The organism is Hominimerdicola intestinalis (assembly GCF_054655215.1).
Genome location: NZ_BAAHNZ010000014.1, coordinates 31,623 through 50,712 on the forward strand (window position 1 = coordinate 31,623; position 19,090 = coordinate 50,712).

Sequence of the window (19,090 nt, forward strand, 5' to 3'; positions counted from 1 at the left end):
GAATAATGCATAAAATAACTGCTTCAATAATGTACAATCTGCCTATACGTTCCGTTCAGGATTGACGGAATGAAAAAGTAGTGGTATAATTTTAAAAAACGATCGAAGCGGAGGTTAATAAATTGAAAAGAATACTGACGGTCCTGCTTTGCGGACTGATAACGATTACGGCAAGCTCATGCGGAAGCAAAGCAGAAAAGGACAGCGGCGCAGCAAGCAGTCCTGAAACATCATCACAGCAGCAGAACGATCCGTATGCCGAAAAGAAAGCCGCCTGCGAGCTGAACGACGATAACTTTGACAGATACATATCAAATACTGTTGTCGCAACCGGCAATAACTTTACGGTAAAAAGTGCGGATAAGGTCACCTACAGAGCATACTTCCCGGTGGAAGAATACGGCGGTCTCGAATACCGTTTCTATTTTTCAAACACCGTAGATTCAACCTATGACAAAGGAAAGAATGCCTATGCAGGGCAGTCCGGCGGAGCGTACAAGATAGAAAGCGCATTTATCGCAGACGGCGGAACAGATCCGAAAGACGAGATAAAAAATAAAACCGAGGTAACTTTCAGCGGAAGCAAAGCCAAAGAGGTAAAGCCTGACGAAGCCTACTGGAGTGATCCCGTTGAATTTAATGTTCCGGATGGACATTATCTGGTATGGGAGTGGACGCTGACAGGAGAGAATATACCCTGCACCAATATGTCCAATCTTACCTCAGCGACAGCTGACGAATACGGAGATGGCGAATTTGCTTACTGCGACAGGATACCGCTGCCGCAGCTGATAGGCGCTGAAAGAGAAGTAAAGTACAGTATTGCGGCAATCGGAGATTCTATAACGCAGGGCTGTCAGACTGAATTTATGAAATACGAATTCTGGGCAGCAGGGATCTCTCAGCAGCTTGGTAAAGACTGCGGCTTCTGGAACTGCGGACTGGGCTGGGCAAGAGCCAGCGACGCCGCCGAATGCGGGAACTGGCTGGCAAGAACCAAAACCGCAGATACAGTGATCGTAGCCTTTGGCACAAACGATATAGTTTCCGGCAAATACGGAGCAGACAAAGGAGATACCGCCGAAGAGATCGACTCTTACCTCAGGGTTCTGCTGGACGTACTTACCGATTCCGGATGCAAAGTAATAGTTTTCAGCGCGCCGCCGCAGGATTTTAATGAAGAACTTGAAGCGGTAAGAACAGAATATAATAAGCTTGCAGAAAAAACGGCAAAAGAATACGGAGCGGAATTTTTCGACTTTGCCTCGTATCTCAGCAATCCAGACGATCCTTCTGCGGCGATTTACGGAGGTCACCCCAACGGAGAGGGCGGAAAAATCGTTGCTGACGCTTTTGTTAAGACCTACAGGCAGACGCTTGAAAGCAACTGAACTTAAAGGAGCGGAATATGAATAAAAATGTTACCTTAAATAAAGACTCAGAAATTGTAAAGCAGATACGGGAGGGATTAAAGCGTACCGGCGGTTACTGTCCTTGCAGATTACAGCAAAACGACGAAACCAAATGTATATGCAAAGAATTCAGAGAGCAGATCGCCGACCCGGAATTTGAGGGCTACTGCCATTGCAAGCTGTATTACAAAGCAAAGCAGTGACAATTAAAACCATCAGCGTAATTTCACCGCAGCAATTTACAAAATTAAAGCCGGCAGGCAGAGGGTATGATTCTCTGCCTGCCGGTCAATTTATTTCAGTATTTTATCAAGCTCTTCCTTTGCCCTCTTCGGGTGCTCCTGACGTTTGGTCTCAAGCATTTCATTGCTTTGAACGCCCTCGGAAGCCTCCGGAACAAAACAGGTTTTTATCGTCATAAGAATTATTTTTATATCCAGCAGTACCGACTGACGTTCAATATACATCAGATCAAGCTTCAGCTTATCGTACGGCGTAGTATTATATTTGCCCATTACCTGAGCGTAGCCTGTAAGTCCTGCTTTTACTTTAAGCCTGTAGCGGAATTCAGGCATTGTTTCCTGATATTTTGCCGCAAGCTCGGGACGCTCGGGACGCGGGCCTACAAACGACATATCTCCCTTTAAAATGTTAAGTATCTGCGGAAGCTCGTCAAAGCGTATTTTTCTGATTATTTTACCTACCGGAGTAATTCGGTCGTCCTTCTGTCCGGCAAGCCTTGCCACTCCGTCCTTCTCGGCGTCTACGATCATACTGCGAAACTTATATACCTTAAAAACCTTGCCGCCGGAAGTAAGCCTTTCCTGAGAATAAAGCACAGGCCCGCGGTCGTACAGCTTTATGGCAAGAGCCGTAATAAGCATAAACGGTGAAGCGACCGCAAAAGCAATAACCGCCAAAAACAGGTCCATAAACCGTTTTGCAAACGCCTGCTCAAATGTAAGACCGTCATTCCTGCTGAGCAGCAGCGGCGTATCGAAAAGATGAAAATCCTCCGCGCCCCTGATAATTATGTCCGAAAGCTTGGGATTTATGTAGGTTCTTATTGATCTGTCAAGCGTAAATTTCAAAAGCTTGTTTCTAAGTTCACTGGGTACGTCAGAAATTATTACCGCTTCGTATTTTAATATCTGTTCCTTTATTATTTCTATATCCTCGTCGCAGCTGATAGATTCGCAGATCAGGTATTTGTCCTGACGGTTGCTCATCTTTTGAACAAGCTCCCGCGCATTTACGTTTCCGTATACTATGATCATTTTCCTCGGAGGATAGATCCTTGTAAAAAGCTTCGTAAAGCAGAAGCTCCAAACAAACGCAAAGACCGCTTCCGCCGCCGTAAGACAGAGCATAGGAAGAACATCAAGACGTCCTCGTCCAATAAGGCTTATCTGAACGTAGGTTATAACGTTGGTCACAAGTATCCCCAGTATCTGAGAGCCGAACAGCGCTCCTGTTTTAAGATATGATACCTTGAAGCCGCTGACGCTTCTCGTTACAAGCACATATACAAAAGCGTATATAAGTATCAGCAGTATGTTTCCTCTTTTCCAGTAAGGATCGTGCATATTGCTGTTATAGTATTCGTACCATACATGAGCGAACGCTTTTGAAAATGCAAGTACAATGATCAAGCCCGCAATAAAAATCAATATTCTTTTAAACTGCTCTTTATTTTTCATTCCGCTTCGCTCTCCTTTCATTTTTAGCAATGCGACAACTTTCATTTTTTCTTAAAATCTTTGTCGATATACAGTATATCATAGTTTCGTATTATAATCAAGTACTGAAGCTCATTTTCAATAAATTAACAAACAAAACAGTATATTCTATCCATATATTTATTCTCAAAATATTTTACATAAAAAGACAAAAAACCAACCACTTATTTCTGAACAACAAGATATTGAGTTTAAACTTTTTCAAAGCTCAAAATGCTGTAAAAAAATAATTGACAAAATTATGAACGTCTGTTATACTGTTTATAAGCGAATTATACTGAAGAAAGGGAGGGATATGTATCAGAGCCGGTAATAAAAGGTATAATCTGCCGCCGTACAGTGTTCTTATGACTGTGTACGACAAGGAGCTGCCCGCTAACCTCAACGAAAGCCTTGAAAGTATGCTTATGCAGACATATCCGCCCGAGGAGCTTGTGCTGGTCTGCGACGGAACGCTGACCTGTGAGCTGAATATTATTGCCAAATCATTCCAAAGCGAATTCAGAGATACAATAAAAATTATCAGGACAGATGAAAACGCAGGAGCAGGAACGGCAAACAACGCCGGGATAAAAGCCTGTTCCTGCCCGATAATAATTAAAATGGATTCAGACGATATATCCTTGCCCGACCGCTGCGCAAAGCAGATAATGCTTTTTGCAATGCATCCTGAGCTTGATATAGTCGGAACCTTTGTTGAGGAATTTGACAGCGGTACCGGCGAAACGGTAAGCATTAAAAAAATGCCTGTAAAGCAGGAGCAGATACTGAAATATGCAAGGCGAAGAAACCCTTTTAACCGCCAGACGATAGCCTTTAAAAAAGCAGCAGCTGTAAAGGCAGGCGGATATTCTGACTTGAAATTATGCGAGGACTATGAGTTTATTGTAAGAATGCTTCAAAACGGCGCAGTCGGTCAGAACATTCCCGAAACGCTTGTACGCTACAGAACCTACGGCGGCGACTTTAAGAAGCGCGGAAGCTGGAAGCAGACAAAGGGTTTTATAAAGGTAAGACGCATTATTCACAGCTCCGGCTTTTCTTCCTTTGCCGATATGGTCATTCCCTGTGCCTTACAGCTTGGACTATTTATACTTCCTTCAAGCTTTACAGGATGGGTCTATAAAAAGATATTGAGAAGATAATTTTTACGTAAACGTTTGAGTTACAGTCGAAAACGTTTCCAGTTTTGAACTGATTGTAAAACCCTGAAAAACCTATTGACAACATTTTAAAGTGAGTATAAAATGAAATTCAGCACCAATAGGTATGTACTGTCCTGCCTTGATCAGAAAACGTCCGGCGGCAGGCAGAGTGCAGAATCTTAAAAACAGTTAAGGAGAAAACGGAATATGTATTTAACCTCAAAAAGAGCAATATCTTTTATAACCGCCATAGCGCTTACTGCGGCAATGGCAGGCTGCGGCAAAAGCGGCTCTTCGTCAGATGAAGGCTCTGAAGGAGAAACAACGACAACAAGAAAGACTATCACTACCGCCCCGGTAGTTGAAACTCTCGGCGATCTGGATCTGTCTGACGTTCAGAACAAAAACGATATCCCGGCTAATTTCAAGTACGAAGCCGAAGCGGAGGACGGCGAATTGTCGGGTACTGCCGCCGTACTGGATCAGAACTTTGCCGGAGATTACAGCGGTTCGGGATTTGTTTCGATCTCCTCAAAAAACGATGCGGTTGAATTTGAGATCGAATTTAAAGCAGAGGGCAGCTATGATATAAGTATTACTGCCGCCGCAGACAAGGAAGGCGTTTCAAATCTTATTACCGTAGACGGAGCTTCCCTCACGTCATTCAAAACAAACACAACAAAGTTCGGAGAAAATACCGCCTCAAACGTACTTATACCGAAAGGAAAGCATAAGATAGGCTTCAAGGCCTCCGACGGTCTCTGCTATATAGATAAGCTCGTCATCACTCCGGCAAAGGAGCTTGACCTTTCACAGTATGAAGTAAGCAATACGCTCAGCAATCCAAATGCTTCCGAGGAAACCAGACGTCTTTATAACTTCCTTACCGATGTTTACGGAAAATATACGATCTCTGGTCAGTATTCCTCAAACAATTTCGGAGCAGACTGCCGCGAATTTATTGAAATTCAGGATAAGACGGGAAAAACCCCCGCTATACTCGGTCTAGACCTTATAGAATCATCTCCGAGCCGGGTTGCAAACGGTTCGGGAGGAGGAGATATGGTCCCGCTTCAGGCTATGGACTGGTGGAAAAACAAGGGCGGCATAGTTTCTATGTGCTGGCACTGGAACGCTCCCGAGCCTTACCTTAACTATAACGGAGGCGCATGGTTTGAAGGCTTCTATTCAGAATATACCAACTTTGATCTTGCCGCCGCACTTAACGGATCAGACCCCGAAGGCTATGATTATCTGATAAGAGATATTGACGCTATAGCCGAAATTCTTATGGATCTTGATGACAATCATGTTCCGATACTCTGGAGACCGCTTCATGAGGGCGGCGGAGATCCGAAGTGGAAAAATCCGTGGTTCTGGTGGGGTTCGTCAGGGGCAGACGCTTATATCGAGCTTTGGAAGCTGATGTACGACAGACTTACAAACGTACATAATATAAACAATCTTATCTGGGTATGGAACGGTCAGGATCCGACATATTATCCGGGTGATGAATATGTTGACATTATAGGCTACGATCTGTATCCCGATCCTCAGGATAGTTCTTCCCAGAAGGATACCTACGATCTTATGAAAACGGTGACCGATACAAATAAAATCATTGCAATGACTGAAAACGGCTCTCTTTTTGATCCTGACGCAGCCTTCAACGACGGTTCGCGCTGGGCTTGGTTCTCAACCTGGAACGGCGAATTCACAATCAAAGACGCTCAGCTATCAGGCGAATATACCTCGATCGACTTGTGGAAGAAGATATATAACAGCGAAAGGGTGCTGACTCTGGACGAACTGCCCGATCTGAAAAATTATCCTCTTGATACGGAAAAATTCCTTGCGGAAAACGGAGGACAGTAACCAATAAGACAAAAAACAACCTGCGGTATCAAAGCTGACACCGCAGGTTGTTTTTATTTAATATATCTGTGTCGGAATTTTCAGTTAATACTTTAAATTCAGCCGGTAATTAAGATTGTCAGACTTTAACCTATTGCTTCAAAAGCCTGCCTAAGATCTTCGATTATATCGTCGATATTTTCAAGGCCTACCGATAATCTGATAAGTCCTCCGTCTATCCCTGCCGCTGCAAGCTGCTCGTCGGTAAGCTGACGGTGAGTAGCGGAAGCCGGGTGAAGCACACAGGTTCGGATATCGGCTACATGAACCTCATTGGAAGCAAGCTTCAGGCTGTCCATGAATTTGACCGCCGCATTACGTCCTCCCTTTATAGAGAATGAAATTACGCCGCTTGAGCCCTTAGGCAGGTATTTCTGTGCAATACCGTAGTATTTATCGCCCTCTAGTCCAGGATATGAAACCGATTCTACCTTTCCTGTAGACTGTATGAACTTTGCCGCTTTTACAGCGTTTTCACAGTAGCGATCCATTCTTACTGCAAGAGTTTCGATCCCCAGATTAAGCAGGAACGACGAGTTTGCCGCAGGATAACAGCCAAAATCTCTCATAAGCTGCATTCTTGCCTTGACAATATACGGCGCAAACGAATACTTTTCTGTGTAAACAATTCCGTGATAGCTTTCGTCAGGCTCAGTCATGCATGGGAATTTTCCGTTTGTCCAGTCGAACCTGCCGCTGTCTACGATAACTCCGCCTACCTGAACGGCATGACCGTCCATATACTTTGAGGTTGAATGCATTACTATATCTGCGCCCCACTCGATAGGACGGCAGAGATAAGGAGTTGCAAAGGTATTATCCACAATAAGCGGAACTCCGTTTGCATGAGCGACCTTTGCCCATTTTTCAATATCAAGAACCGTAAGCGCAGGATTAGCTATAGTTTCACCGAACATTGCCTTTGTGTTTGGCTTGAACGCCGCCGCAAGCTCTTCTACCGAAGCATCTACGTCTACAAATATACACTCGATACCCATTTTAGCAAAGGTTACGGCAAATAGATTTACCGTACCGCCGTAAATAGATGAAGCCGCAATAAAGCTGTCGCCCGCCTGGCAGATATTAAGTATCGAGATAAGCGACGCCGCCTGACCCGACGAAGTACACATTGCTGCAGCTCCGCCCTCAAGCGCAGCTATCTTTTTTTCTACAGCGTCTGTAGTAGGGTTTTCAAAACGCGAATAGATCAAGCTCTTGGTTGGGTCGTCAAAAACCGCCGCAACATCGTCAGTAGAATCATAGACATACGTCGTGCTCTGTACTATAGGCACTACTCTCGGTTCTCCGTTTTTAGGAGTATAGCCCTCATGCAGAAGCTGTGTTTCGATTTTCATTATTATCAGATCCTTTCGGAATTAATTACTTTCTATTTTATTAGCTTGTATACGCTGTCAGGGGTTATTCGTTCTCCGTCTGCATAAACTATCCAATCGGTTATCTCGTCAAAACGGCATTCTCTTATATCCCCCTGCTTCATAGCCTTTATGCAATACGGCTCCTGAGTAAGCTCGGCTGTAAACCTCCCGGCCTGAATATCGATATCCCTGATCTCGAACCAGATATGCTCTTTCATATCTCCGTCTTTATATTCCTCGTCAACCTCTAATCCTACCTTGACGATAATTCCGAAATCATTGAAATTATCCCTGTTTTCAAAAAGTTTTGTCATGTATTCAAGTCTTTCAGTTGCCAGACGGCACATTCGCTCGGTTTCCTGTGTTGTAATCATAAGGATTGGATTTTCTCTCAACTGGCTGTTATATACGCTGATATGAGAAAGTCTGCGGCTTCGGCTGTCAGCTTCACTTTTGTAAAGATATACTGCTCCGGTATTTTCATTGTGACCCTCTGTTCTGTCTTTTGCGCCGCCGAGGATATCCTTGTGATACATAGCAACGGCTTTTTCCCAGCTTATCCAGGTCGCAACTATCTCGGTATCTTGCGAGAGCCGCATGATATAAACCGGCTCATACTCGTCAATAAACCCGCCCTTTGAAATAATATTTGAAGCCAAAGTATTTATAACGCACGCCTGATCGTTATAATACTCCTTATCGGAATTGAGTATCTCAAGCTCTATCCCTCCGCAGCGGTTGAGTCCGTGGGTGTGAAGCCAGACGTCGTCTGTATCACCGCTTACCGCCTGAACAGCGTACAGGTATTCCGGAGACGGGGGAACCTCCGACTGAGCCGCAAGCACGGCCCATCTGCCGGAAAGCATTCTTTCGCCGCTAAAATCCACTATTCCCGCAGGTTCTCCGACCATTGCGCACAAAAGCTTTATCTGCAAATGAAACGATTCGCAGTTATCTCCGGAAAATACCATACAGCTTTCAAGTCCGCTTTCGGCAGACTCCATAGCCTGAATCTCCTCATCGGTAAAATCGTGTCCTATCCTGAAAAGCTCTGGGAGCTGAAATTCGTTTATCCACGCCTCGAATTTATATTCCGAGCCTTTGTATTCAAGCGTAACCTCAAAACCTCCGTTATCCGTAAGCTTTTTGGAAATGATATTTATAAAAGGCAGTACCATAAGCCTTTCCATCAGCTCCGAAGCGTCATCAGGCAATACTCCGTCCTTTGGTATCAGCATTATATACGACGGCTGCTTATCTATCGTACCGGCTCTTATCTGAAGACCGTTCCCGGGTTTCTTAAATCTGTCAAATATGCTCATAACGTTTAACCCCTCTAAAGCTCTGTACGAACTGTTATACGCTGATCTCCGCTGTATCGTCCGAAACGCCGTTGGCTTCAACTACAGGCTTGACGCAGTTTTCTATGAACTCCTCAACCTGCTGAGGACATCTTCCTATAAAGTTTTCGGGTTTCATTATTGCGTCCATTTCTTCCTTCGTTATCATAAACATAGGATCAGCAAGAATAAGCTCGCACAGATTATTGTCAAGTCCCTCCTGCTTGACCCGCTTTCCTGCCTGCATAGAATACTCTCTGATACGCTCGTGCAATTCCTGGCGGTTTCCGCCTTTCTTTACAGCGTCCATCATTATATTCTCCGTAGCCATAAACGGAAGCTCTGCCATTACCCTGCGGGTTATTATCTTATCGTATACTACCAGACCGTTTTCAGGGTCGGTAACGTTAAGCAGGATATTAAGAATAGCGTCTGTTCCGAGAAATGCCTCCGCAACGGATATCCTCTTGTTTGCCGAGTCGTCGAGAGTTCTTTCAAACCACTGTGTTCCTGCCGTAAACGCAGGATTTAACACATCGCACATAACATATCTCGCAAGTGAGGTTATTCTTTCGTCACGCATAGGATTTCTCTTGTATGCCATTGCCGACGAGCCTATCTGATTCTTTTCAAACGGCTCTTCTATCTCCTTAAAGGACTGAAGTATTCTGATGTCGTTTGAAAACTTACTTGCCGACTGAGCGATACCCGCCAGTACCGAGCATACCTGATAATCCATTTTTCTGGAATAGGTCTGCCCCGAAACGGGAACTGACTCGTTAAATCCCATCTCCTCAGCGATCATCTGCTCAAGCTGTTTTACCTTTGCGCTGTCCCCCTCAAAAAGCTCCATAAACGAAGCCTGAGTTCCGGTTGTTCCCTTCGAGCCTAAAAGCTTCAGCTTTGAAAGCCTGAAATCCAGATCCTCCAGATCCATAAGCAGCTCGTTGCACCAAAGCGCAGCTCTTTTGCCGACTGTCGTAAGCTGAGCAGGCTGAAGATGAGTATATGCAAGACAAGGCAGAGCCTTATACTTATCGGCAAACTTCGCAAGCTGGTCTATAACCTTGACAAGCTTTCTCTTTACGACCTTAAGAGCGTCACGCATTATTATAACGTCGGTATTGTCGCCTACATAACAGGAGGTCGCTCCGAGGTGTATAATTCCCGCCGCCTTTGGACATACCTTTCCGTAAGCGTAAACGTGCGACATAACGTCGTGGCGCACAAGCTTTTCTCTTTCTGCGGCAACGGCGTAATCTATATTTTCAATATTTGCTTCAAGCTCGTCCACCTGCTCCTGAGTTACGGGAAGTCCGAGCTTCATTTCAGCTCTTGCCAGAGCGACCCAGAGCTTTCTCCATGTGGTGAATTTCTTATCAGCCGAAAAAATATACTGCATTTCCTTGCTGGCATATCTGGTGCAGAAAGGACTTTCATAGCTGTTTGTCATAGATGATCAACCTCTTTCACGAAATATATAAAATTATTATAGCATACTGCAAAACAAATTGCAATGCTTTTCAATAAGCCGGGATGCAAAAAAGTCTTATACAGCATATTAAAAAATGCCGTATAAGACCTGTTTATACTTATTTCTCCGCACCCTTTACCTTGACCTGCTTTTCAAATTTTTCGGTACGGTTTTTAAGCTTGCGCACTGCATAGCCTTCCTTTATCTGAGCCTGAGTACGCTCGATAGCCAGAGCATCCGCGGGAACGTCACAGGTAATTGTAGAACCTGCCGCAGTATAAGCGCCCTTTCCTATTCTTACCGGCGCTACAAGATTTGTATTGCAGCCGATAAACGCATTATCCTCTATAACTGTCCTGAACTTCTTATCGCCGTTATAGTTTACCGTTACGACGCCGCAGCCGAAGTTTACGTTTGCGCCTACGTCGGAATCACCGATATAGGTAAGATGAGATACAGCGGTATATTCTCCGATAGTGGAATTTTTGATTTCAACAAAATCTCCGATCTTCGCACCTTTCTTAATATGCGAATTCGGTCTGAGCTGAACGTAAGGACCGATTTTAACATCGTCCTCAATAACTGAATCATAAGCCTGAACATTGTTGAGGTTTACGTTGTTTCCGACCTGAGTATTATCGATAATGCAGTTATTTCCGATTACACAGTTTTCACCGATCGTGGTGTTTCCACGAAGAATTACACCAGAATGAATAACTGTTCCCTGCCCTATTTTAACGCTGTTCCCTATAGAAACGCCGTCCGTGCAGCAAAATTCGATCCCCTCGTCAAGCCATTTTCCTATTATTTCACTTCGTGCTATATCGTTAAGCCTGAGCAGTCCTCTGCGGTCGTTTGCGCCGAGAGCGACATTAGGATTTCCTGATATATAAGCGTCGGCAGTCTTGCCCTTTGAAATGATCAGCTCAATGCAGTCGGTAAGATAATATTCTCCCTGAGCGTTTTCCGGTTTTAATTCAAAAAGCACTTCCAGCAGATCCGCAGTATTGAACCAATAGCAGCCGCTGTTAACCTCGGTAATCGCAAGCTGCATAGGATCACAGTCCTTATGCTCAACGATCCCGCTTATACCGTTTTCATTTCTGATCAGCCTTCCGTAGCCCGACGGATCTTCGACCCTTGACGTTACAACGGTAACGGAACAGCTTTTGCTTTTGTGCAGCTCCAGAGCGCTGCTTATCGTATCAGCGTCAATAAACGGGGCGTCGCCGCACAGCACCAGCGTATTCCCGTCCTTATACTCCTCCAAAAATTCTCGGGCCTGCATTACCGCATGACCTGTTCCGAGCTGCTCCTCCTGTAAAACAGAGGAAACCTCCGCTCTTGAGCTGCGCTCTTCAAGAAATTTATCTATCTGTGCGCTTTCATATCCCTTAACAACACAGATATCGTTTATATCCGCATTTTCGCAGGCAGTCAGCACCCATTCAAGCATAGGCTCTCCGATTACGCTGCAAAGAACCTTAGGCTTGTTGGTTTTCATTCTCTTCCCCTGACCTCCGGCCAGAATAACGGCATTGTTTGACATTAAAAATCAGTCCTTCCGCAGATCTTTCCAATTACAATTATATATTATAATATATTTATCAGTTCACGTCAAGTATGACATTATTTAAATTTGGTTTTGTAAATAATAATATTAGATCAAAGCTATAATTGAGGTTTAAATTGCACAATATACTGTTGATACGTCATTATATTATTGTATATTCCGACAAAAAAATATTTTATCCTTGACAGACAGAAAAAATAAGTGTATAATAATTAAGCTGTCTGATCATGTTTGAACAATAAATTTTCTCAGAAAAAAGTATTGACAAAGCGGACAGGATATGCTATAATAATTTACGTTATGGCGGCGGAAAACAAGCTGGTGTAGCTCAGTTGGTAGAGCAGCTGATTTGTAATCAGCAGGTCGGGGGTTCGAGTCCGTCCACCAGCTCCATATTTTATTTTGGGAGAGTTCCCGAGTGGCCAAAGGGGGCAGACTGTAAATCTGTTGCATTTGCTTCGATGGTTCGAATCCATCCTCTCCCACCAAAATTTAAAAGGCATTCACATAGTGAATGCTTTTTTACTCTTTTATTTATACATATCAAAGGGGCATTAGCGCAGCTGGGAGCGCACCACACTGGCAGTGTGGGGGTCAGGGGTTCAAGTCCCCTATGCTCCACCATATTACACTGACAAAATAATAGATAAAAGTGTCTTGAAGCCCGTAGCTACGGGCTTTTTTGGTATCCAAACGGCGGAAAAAGCTTCAACTTTTGACGCTTCGGTGTCCAAATAGTGCCCGGATTTTACGGGAGCGAATAAAGACAAATATGAAGTTATAAAGAAATATGGTAAAGTCAAGCTGTAAAATTCCGAGTTTTATTTGCCTGTAATTGTCACATGATGGAATGTCATTTTTGATAGCTTATGCATTAACCCCTTACTATGGCGTTTTCTTTTATTTGAAAGCCGCTTGAACCAAGGCTGAATAGATTTGTCTTCATCGCAGAGAGGGCGATAGCACTCTTTGCTTTCGCCCTCTTAATTGGCCGCATAAACAGAGACAGACGGGCTTGTCAACGACAAGCGCAGCCCGTTCATTTATCGTTGATAAGGGCGCCCGTCTCTGATATTTCGTGTTGGTTACTTTAAGATGATTGTTTCTTTTTCAGAAATAGATTTATCTAGTTTTATCCTCAATTCTACCAGCCAATCAGGTTCATTATCAAATTTTTCTGCAACACACCGAATCAATCGCGCATAACCATAAAAATTGATAAACCGTCGCATAAGCGGATGTGACATTTTCATCTCTTCGGTATAGCGGTGTTCTTCTTTATAGCCTCTGATAAATTCGTCTTGCATTTAGTATTGAAGCGTGAAATTCCAGTTTGTAGAACTGACAAATCAAAAATTTTTAATTTGAAAGGAATTACATAATGGAAGAATTAAAATCAATTATGGAAAAGTTTGCTGCGTCTGGTTGGAATTTAATATCCATTCCGGCAAAAGAATGGTTAGACGGTAAAGCTGATAAAGATACATTAGTATCGGCAATCAAGCAGGCAGATGAAGAATGTGGAAGTTGTGGCTGTGATTTAGACCCACTTTATAAAAGGGCATTGGAATTGATTTAACAGTAGCGCAAATTTTGGTCTGTGGCGAAAAAGGGAAAAAATTTTTTTAGTAGTGATTTGAACATGGTTCTAGCACCATGTAGTTAATGCAGATAATGGAAAATGATAATGTGGCGGTTTGCAGTAATAAGCAGATTGCCATATTTTTATGGAAAAATGGGCGTTTATATGGTAATATATAGGAACAAAGATAAAAACACAACGCAATCTTGCAGAACTGGCAGGTAGTCCGGTCGCACCGATTTTATTGCTTGAATGGCTTAACGGTACTCATTTTATGCAGGTTCATATCCTTCATCAGACGGTATACTCTGCCGACGCTGATGTTTATGCGATAATCACGCTAAAGACAAATTTTCATTTTGTCAGCGCCAAAACGCTTTTTAGTCCTTGTATAAAGCTCAAGAATACATTTGCGTATATGACGGTTTTCCTTTTAACGATTGCTTTCTTGATGATTATAGATTTACGATTATTTTCTTGAATTCCTCTGTGTACTTTGCGGTGCTTTTTCCTGACATTTTTTATTCCTCCTGCTTGTCTTCTATTTTGTTATTTTTATTTTATCTTACTTGTCCGCTTTTTTAGTATATAGACAGGCTATGTATAAATCTGACAAAATTATATTGTTAATTTTATGTAAATTATAGTTTTTTTAAATTGCCAATAATTATTAATTAAACTCTTGAATTATTGTGTATATTGTGCTAATATTTTAATTAATATAGGTATATTAAGTGATATTTTATAATAATTTATATAAAAATAAAAAATGTTTATTCGTCGTTTGGCGAGAAAGGAAATGTTATGAAATTGCAAAAACAAATTACAAATGAAGAGCTGCTTGAACTTACAAAAAAAGCATTTGAGAATGATGAGGTTGCTGAATTTCTTTGTGGAGAAAAAGGATATTCTTGTCCTATAAGTCGCTTTGTTCCAGCAAATGTACCAACGGATTTCGGCAGAATTGTTAATTTTGGAGTTTTTAAACTCTATGAAGAGTCAAAAAATGAAAAGATTATAAAAAAATTCAAAGAAGCTATCTTAGCTCTTGCTAAAGGCAGTGCCGTTCAAGTTTGGATCGCCTATTCCGTATGTTGGAATTTAGTTTACAAAAAAAATCGCAAACAGCCGACTCTTGTTATACAGGATGTTGAGTTTTGGAATTCTGTTAAATCTTCTATATTAGCAAGCGAAAATAAATTACGAGTATGTAATGAATGGCAAGGAATCAATCAAAAAGATGGTTTATGGAGCGATATAATAAGAATGGATAAAAATTTATTAGATGATGGAGAGTGCCTACTATGAGTGATGAATTTGAAGCCTATAAAGGTGGTGCATCTTATCTTATTTCTGAAGAAAATTATAATCAGTTTATAAAAGGCAATTTTAACTACTGAATTAGATGGAGGTTCTATGAAAAGAAAACTTGTTTTATTTATGGCGGCGGCTCTTTTATCATTAACTATGACAGGCTGCGGGAATGTTTCTAAAACAAACAGCAGCAATAGCAATACCATGCAAAATTCTGAATTATCTGATCTTAATAAGGATATGACAGAATCTGTTCCCAATATGTCAAAAATTGAACCTGTAGCTATTCCAGACGGCGGATGGACAGTTGAAGCAGCAGCAAAAGTTTTTTATATAAATGGAAACCAAATCAGTGTTCCATTTACTATAGAAAATTTAGGAGAAAACTATAGCATAAAAGAAGATACAACTCAGATATTAGATAGTGGGGATTGTGGAACGACACTGTATTACAATGATATTGAGATCCTCACATTAAACTATAAAGATATTGAAAGTTTTGATCAATTACGCAATGCAAATGTTCAAGGCATAAGTACATATTGGAAAAACAAAAACGATAAGTATGAAAACAATTATCTTGTGTTTAATGGGATTCACCTTGGTTCATCGAGTGAAGAGGTTGAACTTTCATTTGGTGAAGCTGATAAAAAAATCGATAATGCGTTAATTTATGTGGATAAAGATACACAGGAAAATGTTATAGGATTTTTATTTAATGATAATGGGGAGTTATATTCGTACTCATTAATTTTACAATAAGTTAAAAATAATCAACGGAGGCATAATATGTCACAGGATAACAGCTTAAAGGATTTTAAGGAGAAATATTTAACGAAGCCTCGCTAAAGAGATTGGCGAAACTGCAAAAGAGATTAAAAAAGATGCTATTGAAGCTTATGAAAAAACAGACGAATTCTTAGAGGTGGGATATGATGAAACGATGAATGTGACAGAGGAATACATTGAAAATTGAGTATATGGCTGGGGTATGATTACGGACTGGTCTGGAGAAAAATGTCATATTTTTTGGAGATGCAAAAGCGGCACAAAATGTAAATAATTGGTTTGCGTTTTCCTCTTGCCATATATCTTCATTCTACTGTGTTATTTTACCACACAAAAGTGAATTTTCACAGACTTTTTTATAAAGCCGATAGCGCTGTATCCATAATTTTATCCAATTTATCTTTTACCCTCTACAAACCATCTAGGCTCTTCATAAAATAAATAAGTCTCTCTGCCAAGAATACGGCAGGTATAGCGCATACCGATACCTCCGGCTTTGAGACTTGCAGCTCTCCGCTGGTCAAGTATCCTGTCGATTTTATAAACCGTACCGTCCTCCCATGTAATTGACAGAGGTGTTAAATTTCCCAAGGTGTCAAATCTTGCCGTTACCTCGACATAAACCTTTCTTACCATATCATCACCATAATTATTATTGCTTTTTCGGTATGAGATATGCGAACAACTGGTAAGACAGCTGGTCTGTAATAATGCTGATTAAATCTTCGCTTTGTTTACATTTTCACCTATATCGGCATAAAATATATATCAAGGAGGTATCAGCCAATGAATCAGAATAAAGACAATTACGGTTATATGACCGATTGCACGGAAGTGCCGTATGCATTTCCGCCGCAGCACCAGAATAAACAGCCCGGACTCGAATATTTAATGAAGCCAAGACCAATTTCAGAATGCGGAAAAAAATGCCGGAGGCTTGAATGCAAAGCCGCTCTGATAACGGGAGGAGACAGTGGCATCGGCAGAGCAGTTGCCTATGATTTCGTAAAAGAGGGTGCAAATGTTGCGATAGTTTATTACGATGAGGAACGAGACGCTAATGAAACCGCTGAAAGAATAAAACAACTCGGTGGAAAATGTTTGCTGCTAAGAGGCGATCTTAAAGACCCGTGCTTTGCAAAGCAATGCGTGGAAAAAACTGTCGAATGTTTCGGCAGATTGGATATATTGGTGAACAATCACGCAGTTCAGTTTGTTCAGCGAAGCATTCTTGACATATCCCACGAACAGCTTGAATTTATATTCAGAAACAATGTGTTCTCGTTTTTTTATCTTATACAATATGCTTTGCCGTACATGAAAAAGGGCTGCAGTATTATAAATACCGCTTCCGTGACTGCATATCAGGGAAACAAGGATCTGATTGATTACAGCTCGACAAAGGGAGCAATAGTTTCCTTGACAAGATCACTTTCACAGTCGCTTGCTGAAAAAGGAATCAGGGTAAACGCCGTTGCTCCGGGACCCATATGGACTCCGCTGATTCCGTCGTCATTTTCGGCGGAGGAGGTAAAAACCTTCGGCATAAAAACTTCAAAGGTTCCGATGATGAGAGCTGGTCAGCCTTGTGAAATATCTCCTTCCTTTGTTTTTCTTGCTTCGGACGATTCAAGCTATATGACCGGTCAGGTACTGCATCCGAATGGAGGAACTATGGTAGGCTCATGATCTGTAAAGCAATTTAAATACAAAAAACAGGAGTGCTTATAATGCACTCCTTACTTTTTACATAAATTGTTACTTCCAATTGGAGAGAACTGATTTATCAGCGGCAACCTTATTTATTATCTCATCAGCTGACTGAACATTATCAAAGGTTCCGTTTGAAATTTCGTTTACAACTGCCTGAAGCAGCTTTTCATAATAAGCTTCCGCCGTTATTTCCGTTGTTGTTTGATGAAAATGATTCTGACTTTCAGCAGAAGCTATACTGGCATATTTTTCCTTTACCTGTTGGATCAACTCATTGCGTTTCATATTTTACACTCCTGACTTTTTCATTTGCTTTAATATCAATAGAGTATCCAATATATTTTGATATATACCAAAGTGATATGTGCTGTTTCAAATGGGCAGGTACATTAACTCAATTAGTAATGACTGAAAGTATTGTTAATAAGGAATACAAATCATAATATTATCTATTTATATCAATTATTCCATTGCCGTAAAGCAAATCATCACGCAATTCCATGAAAATTGTTATTTTTACTATTTCAGTTCCACTTTTTAATGATATGTTTTCTTTGGGAGTGGGAGTAGGTAGCGTATTATATTTATTCTTGTGTAGTGTGATTTTTAATACATCTTTAGCCATCTTTATTGCTTCATCTTTTGTATAAGCACATGTAAATGCATTAGGAATATCAGGAAAAGTAATATTTATACCATCTTCAGCAAATTCAAGGATTGCATTATAACTTATTTTCATTTACTAACTCCTTATAATAATTGAACTGCCCCAAATTGTGCAGACAACACAAAAACGCCATAGATACGTTTATCTACGGCGTTTTCTGTGGCAGGGGCAGAAGGAATCGAACCCTCGGCACGCGGTTTTGGAGACCGCTGCTCTACCAGCTGAGCTATACCCCTAAAAGTGGTGGGCCATCGGGGACTCGAACCCAGGACCGACCGGTTATGAGCCGGTTGCTCTGACCAACTGAGCTAATGGCCCACTAATAAAAAGAATCAAGCAAAAGAGCATTTGCTTGACCTCATATTAAATACTTAATGCCCGTAAGGTCAAGGCAAAAAGCACCAAGTGGTGACCCGTGGGAGAATCGAACTCCCGTCGCCGGCGTGAGAGGCCGGAGTCTTAACCGCTTGACCAACGGGCCAATTTGGTGCACCATCGGGGACTCGAACCCAGGACCCACTGATTAAGAGTCAGTTGCTCTACCATCTGAGCTAATGGTGCAAAGAAGTCGGCGAGACCTATTTTACCGGGCCGTTGCCAGCCAAGTATCGTTGGCGAAGATGAGCTTAACTACTGTGTTCGGCATGGGAACAGGTGGGACCTCATCTCAATCATCACCGACTAAAGAAGCTTAGTGATAGCTTCAAAATTGAATAATGTGAAAAAGTGTTTAAGCAAAGAGGGAAGGTTTAACATAATAAAGGTTAAGCCCTCGACCTATTAGTACTCGCTAGCTTAATACGTCACCGCACTTACACTTTGAGCCTATCAACCTGGTAGTCTTCCAGGGGTCTTACTCCATAAAGGAAGGGATATCTTATCTTAAGGGCGGCTTCACGCTTAGATGCCTTCAGCGTTTATCCGTTCCGCACATAGCTGCCCAGCTGTGCCACTGGCGTGACAACTGGTGCACCAGAGGTGCGTCCATCCCGGTCCTCTCGTACTAGGGACAGCTCCTTGCAAATATCCTGCGCCCACGACAGATAGGGACC

Annotated in this window: 16 protein-coding genes, 7 tRNA genes and 2 rRNA genes; 11 read left to right on the plus strand and 14 right to left on the minus strand. The window is 42.0% G+C overall.

Annotated features, from left to right (window positions below):
* The first annotated feature begins 122 nt into the window (after positions 1-122).
* On the plus strand, positions 123-1,391 hold the full coding sequence (locus ACYQ0H_RS11125; protein ID WP_459812911.1) for an SGNH/GDSL hydrolase family protein: 1,269 nt from the start codon (positions 123-125) through the stop codon (positions 1,389-1,391).
* Positions 1,392-1,408: 17 nt separating this feature from the next.
* Entirely contained in the window at positions 1,409-1,615 is a 207-nt protein-coding gene (locus ACYQ0H_RS11130; RefSeq protein ID WP_459812912.1) for a ferredoxin-thioredoxin reductase catalytic domain-containing protein, read from the plus strand.
* A gap of 90 nt (positions 1,616-1,705) precedes the next feature.
* Here the strand turns inward: ACYQ0H_RS11130 and ACYQ0H_RS11135 are convergent, their stop codons facing one another.
* Complete coding sequence (locus tag ACYQ0H_RS11135) at positions 1,706-3,112, minus strand: exopolysaccharide biosynthesis polyprenyl glycosylphosphotransferase (protein ID WP_459812913.1); 1,407 nt, start codon at positions 3,110-3,112, stop codon at positions 1,706-1,708.
* A gap of 365 nt (positions 3,113-3,477) precedes the next feature.
* Here ACYQ0H_RS11135 and ACYQ0H_RS11140 point away from each other — a divergent pair, with 365 nt between their 5' ends.
* Complete coding sequence (locus tag ACYQ0H_RS11140; RefSeq protein WP_459812926.1) at positions 3,478-4,296, plus strand: glycosyltransferase; 819 nt, start codon at positions 3,478-3,480, stop codon at positions 4,294-4,296.
* A gap of 207 nt (positions 4,297-4,503) precedes the next feature.
* Positions 4,504-6,171: a glycosyl hydrolase gene (locus ACYQ0H_RS11145; RefSeq protein ID WP_459812914.1), complete on the plus strand. Its 1,668-nt coding sequence runs from the start codon at positions 4,504-4,506 to the stop codon at positions 6,169-6,171.
* Positions 6,172-6,296: 125 nt separating this feature from the next.
* Here ACYQ0H_RS11145 and ACYQ0H_RS11150 read toward each other — a convergent pair whose 3' ends face one another.
* The 4 genes from ACYQ0H_RS11150 to glmU form a co-directional block, all read right to left on the minus strand.
* Positions 6,297-7,565, minus strand: coding sequence for an O-acetylhomoserine aminocarboxypropyltransferase/cysteine synthase family protein (locus ACYQ0H_RS11150; protein ID WP_459812915.1), 1,269 nt, complete (start codon positions 7,563-7,565; stop codon positions 6,297-6,299).
* Positions 7,566-7,597: 32 nt separating this feature from the next.
* Complete coding sequence (locus ACYQ0H_RS11155; protein ID WP_459812916.1) at positions 7,598-8,908, minus strand: DUF4026 domain-containing protein; 1,311 nt, start codon at positions 8,906-8,908, stop codon at positions 7,598-7,600.
* A gap of 34 nt (positions 8,909-8,942) precedes the next feature.
* Positions 8,943-10,379 carry an adenylosuccinate lyase gene (gene purB, locus ACYQ0H_RS11160; protein ID WP_459812917.1) on the minus strand — a complete coding sequence of 479 codons (1,437 nt, stop codon included), beginning with the start codon at positions 10,377-10,379 and terminating at the stop codon, positions 8,943-8,945.
* 139 nt (positions 10,380-10,518) lie between these two features.
* Positions 10,519-11,949: a bifunctional UDP-N-acetylglucosamine diphosphorylase/glucosamine-1-phosphate N-acetyltransferase GlmU gene (gene glmU / locus ACYQ0H_RS11165; protein ID WP_459812918.1), complete on the minus strand. Its 1,431-nt coding sequence runs from the start codon at positions 11,947-11,949 to the stop codon at positions 10,519-10,521.
* A 341-nt stretch (positions 11,950-12,290) separates the two neighbouring features.
* Between glmU and ACYQ0H_RS11170 the strand changes: the two genes are divergently transcribed.
* The 6 genes from ACYQ0H_RS11170 to ACYQ0H_RS11195 all read left to right on the plus strand — a co-directional run bounded on the left by ACYQ0H_RS11170 (position 12,291) and on the right by ACYQ0H_RS11195 (position 15,631).
* Positions 12,291-12,366 (plus strand) — tRNA-Thr (locus ACYQ0H_RS11170).
* A gap of 11 nt (positions 12,367-12,377) precedes the next feature.
* Positions 12,378-12,461, plus strand: a tRNA-Tyr gene (locus tag ACYQ0H_RS11175).
* Between the two features lie 60 nt (positions 12,462-12,521).
* A tRNA-Ala gene (locus tag ACYQ0H_RS11180) sits at positions 12,522-12,597 on the plus strand.
* 757 nt (positions 12,598-13,354) lie between these two features.
* A complete protein-coding gene (locus tag ACYQ0H_RS11185; RefSeq protein WP_459812919.1) occupies positions 13,355-13,552 on the plus strand; it encodes a hypothetical protein in 198 nt (65 codons plus the stop codon).
* An 807-nt stretch (positions 13,553-14,359) separates the two neighbouring features.
* Positions 14,360-14,863 carry a hypothetical protein gene (locus tag ACYQ0H_RS11190; protein WP_459812920.1) on the plus strand — a complete coding sequence of 168 codons (504 nt, stop codon included), beginning with the start codon at positions 14,360-14,362 and terminating at the stop codon, positions 14,861-14,863.
* 108 nt (positions 14,864-14,971) lie between these two features.
* The gene (locus ACYQ0H_RS11195; RefSeq protein WP_459812921.1) at positions 14,972-15,631 is read left to right on the plus strand and encodes a hypothetical protein; all 660 of its coding nucleotides are present in this window, start codon (positions 14,972-14,974) and stop codon (positions 15,629-15,631) included.
* A gap of 423 nt (positions 15,632-16,054) precedes the next feature.
* Here the strand turns inward: ACYQ0H_RS11195 and ACYQ0H_RS11200 are convergent, their stop codons facing one another.
* On the minus strand, positions 16,055-16,294 hold the full coding sequence (locus ACYQ0H_RS11200) for a hypothetical protein (protein ID WP_459812922.1): 240 nt from the start codon (positions 16,292-16,294) through the stop codon (positions 16,055-16,057).
* 150 nt (positions 16,295-16,444) lie between these two features.
* Here ACYQ0H_RS11200 and ACYQ0H_RS11205 point away from each other — a divergent pair, with 150 nt between their 5' ends.
* Positions 16,445-17,347, plus strand: a complete 903-nt coding sequence (locus ACYQ0H_RS11205) for an SDR family oxidoreductase (protein ID WP_459812923.1) — start codon at positions 16,445-16,447, stop codon at positions 17,345-17,347.
* Between the two features lie 69 nt (positions 17,348-17,416).
* Here the strand turns inward: ACYQ0H_RS11205 and ACYQ0H_RS11210 are convergent, their stop codons facing one another.
* The 8 genes from ACYQ0H_RS11210 to ACYQ0H_RS11245 form a co-directional block, all read right to left on the minus strand.
* Entirely contained in the window at positions 17,417-17,656 is a 240-nt protein-coding gene (locus ACYQ0H_RS11210) for a hypothetical protein (RefSeq protein WP_459812924.1), read from the minus strand.
* A 160-nt stretch (positions 17,657-17,816) separates the two neighbouring features.
* Complete coding sequence (locus ACYQ0H_RS11215; RefSeq protein WP_459812925.1) at positions 17,817-18,110, minus strand: type II toxin-antitoxin system HicB family antitoxin; 294 nt, start codon at positions 18,108-18,110, stop codon at positions 17,817-17,819.
* Between the two features lie 88 nt (positions 18,111-18,198).
* A tRNA-Trp gene (locus ACYQ0H_RS11220) sits at positions 18,199-18,274 on the minus strand.
* A 5-nt stretch (positions 18,275-18,279) separates the two neighbouring features.
* Positions 18,280-18,356, minus strand: a tRNA-Ile gene (locus tag ACYQ0H_RS11225).
* Between the two features lie 88 nt (positions 18,357-18,444).
* Positions 18,445-18,519, minus strand: a tRNA-Glu gene (locus ACYQ0H_RS11230).
* Positions 18,520-18,523: 4 nt separating this feature from the next.
* A tRNA-Lys gene (locus ACYQ0H_RS11235) sits at positions 18,524-18,599 on the minus strand.
* A 5-nt stretch (positions 18,600-18,604) separates the two neighbouring features.
* A 5S ribosomal RNA gene (gene rrf / locus ACYQ0H_RS11240) occupies positions 18,605-18,720 on the minus strand.
* A 78-nt stretch (positions 18,721-18,798) separates the two neighbouring features.
* Positions 18,799-19,090 (minus strand): 23S ribosomal RNA (locus ACYQ0H_RS11245); the annotation flags it as partial.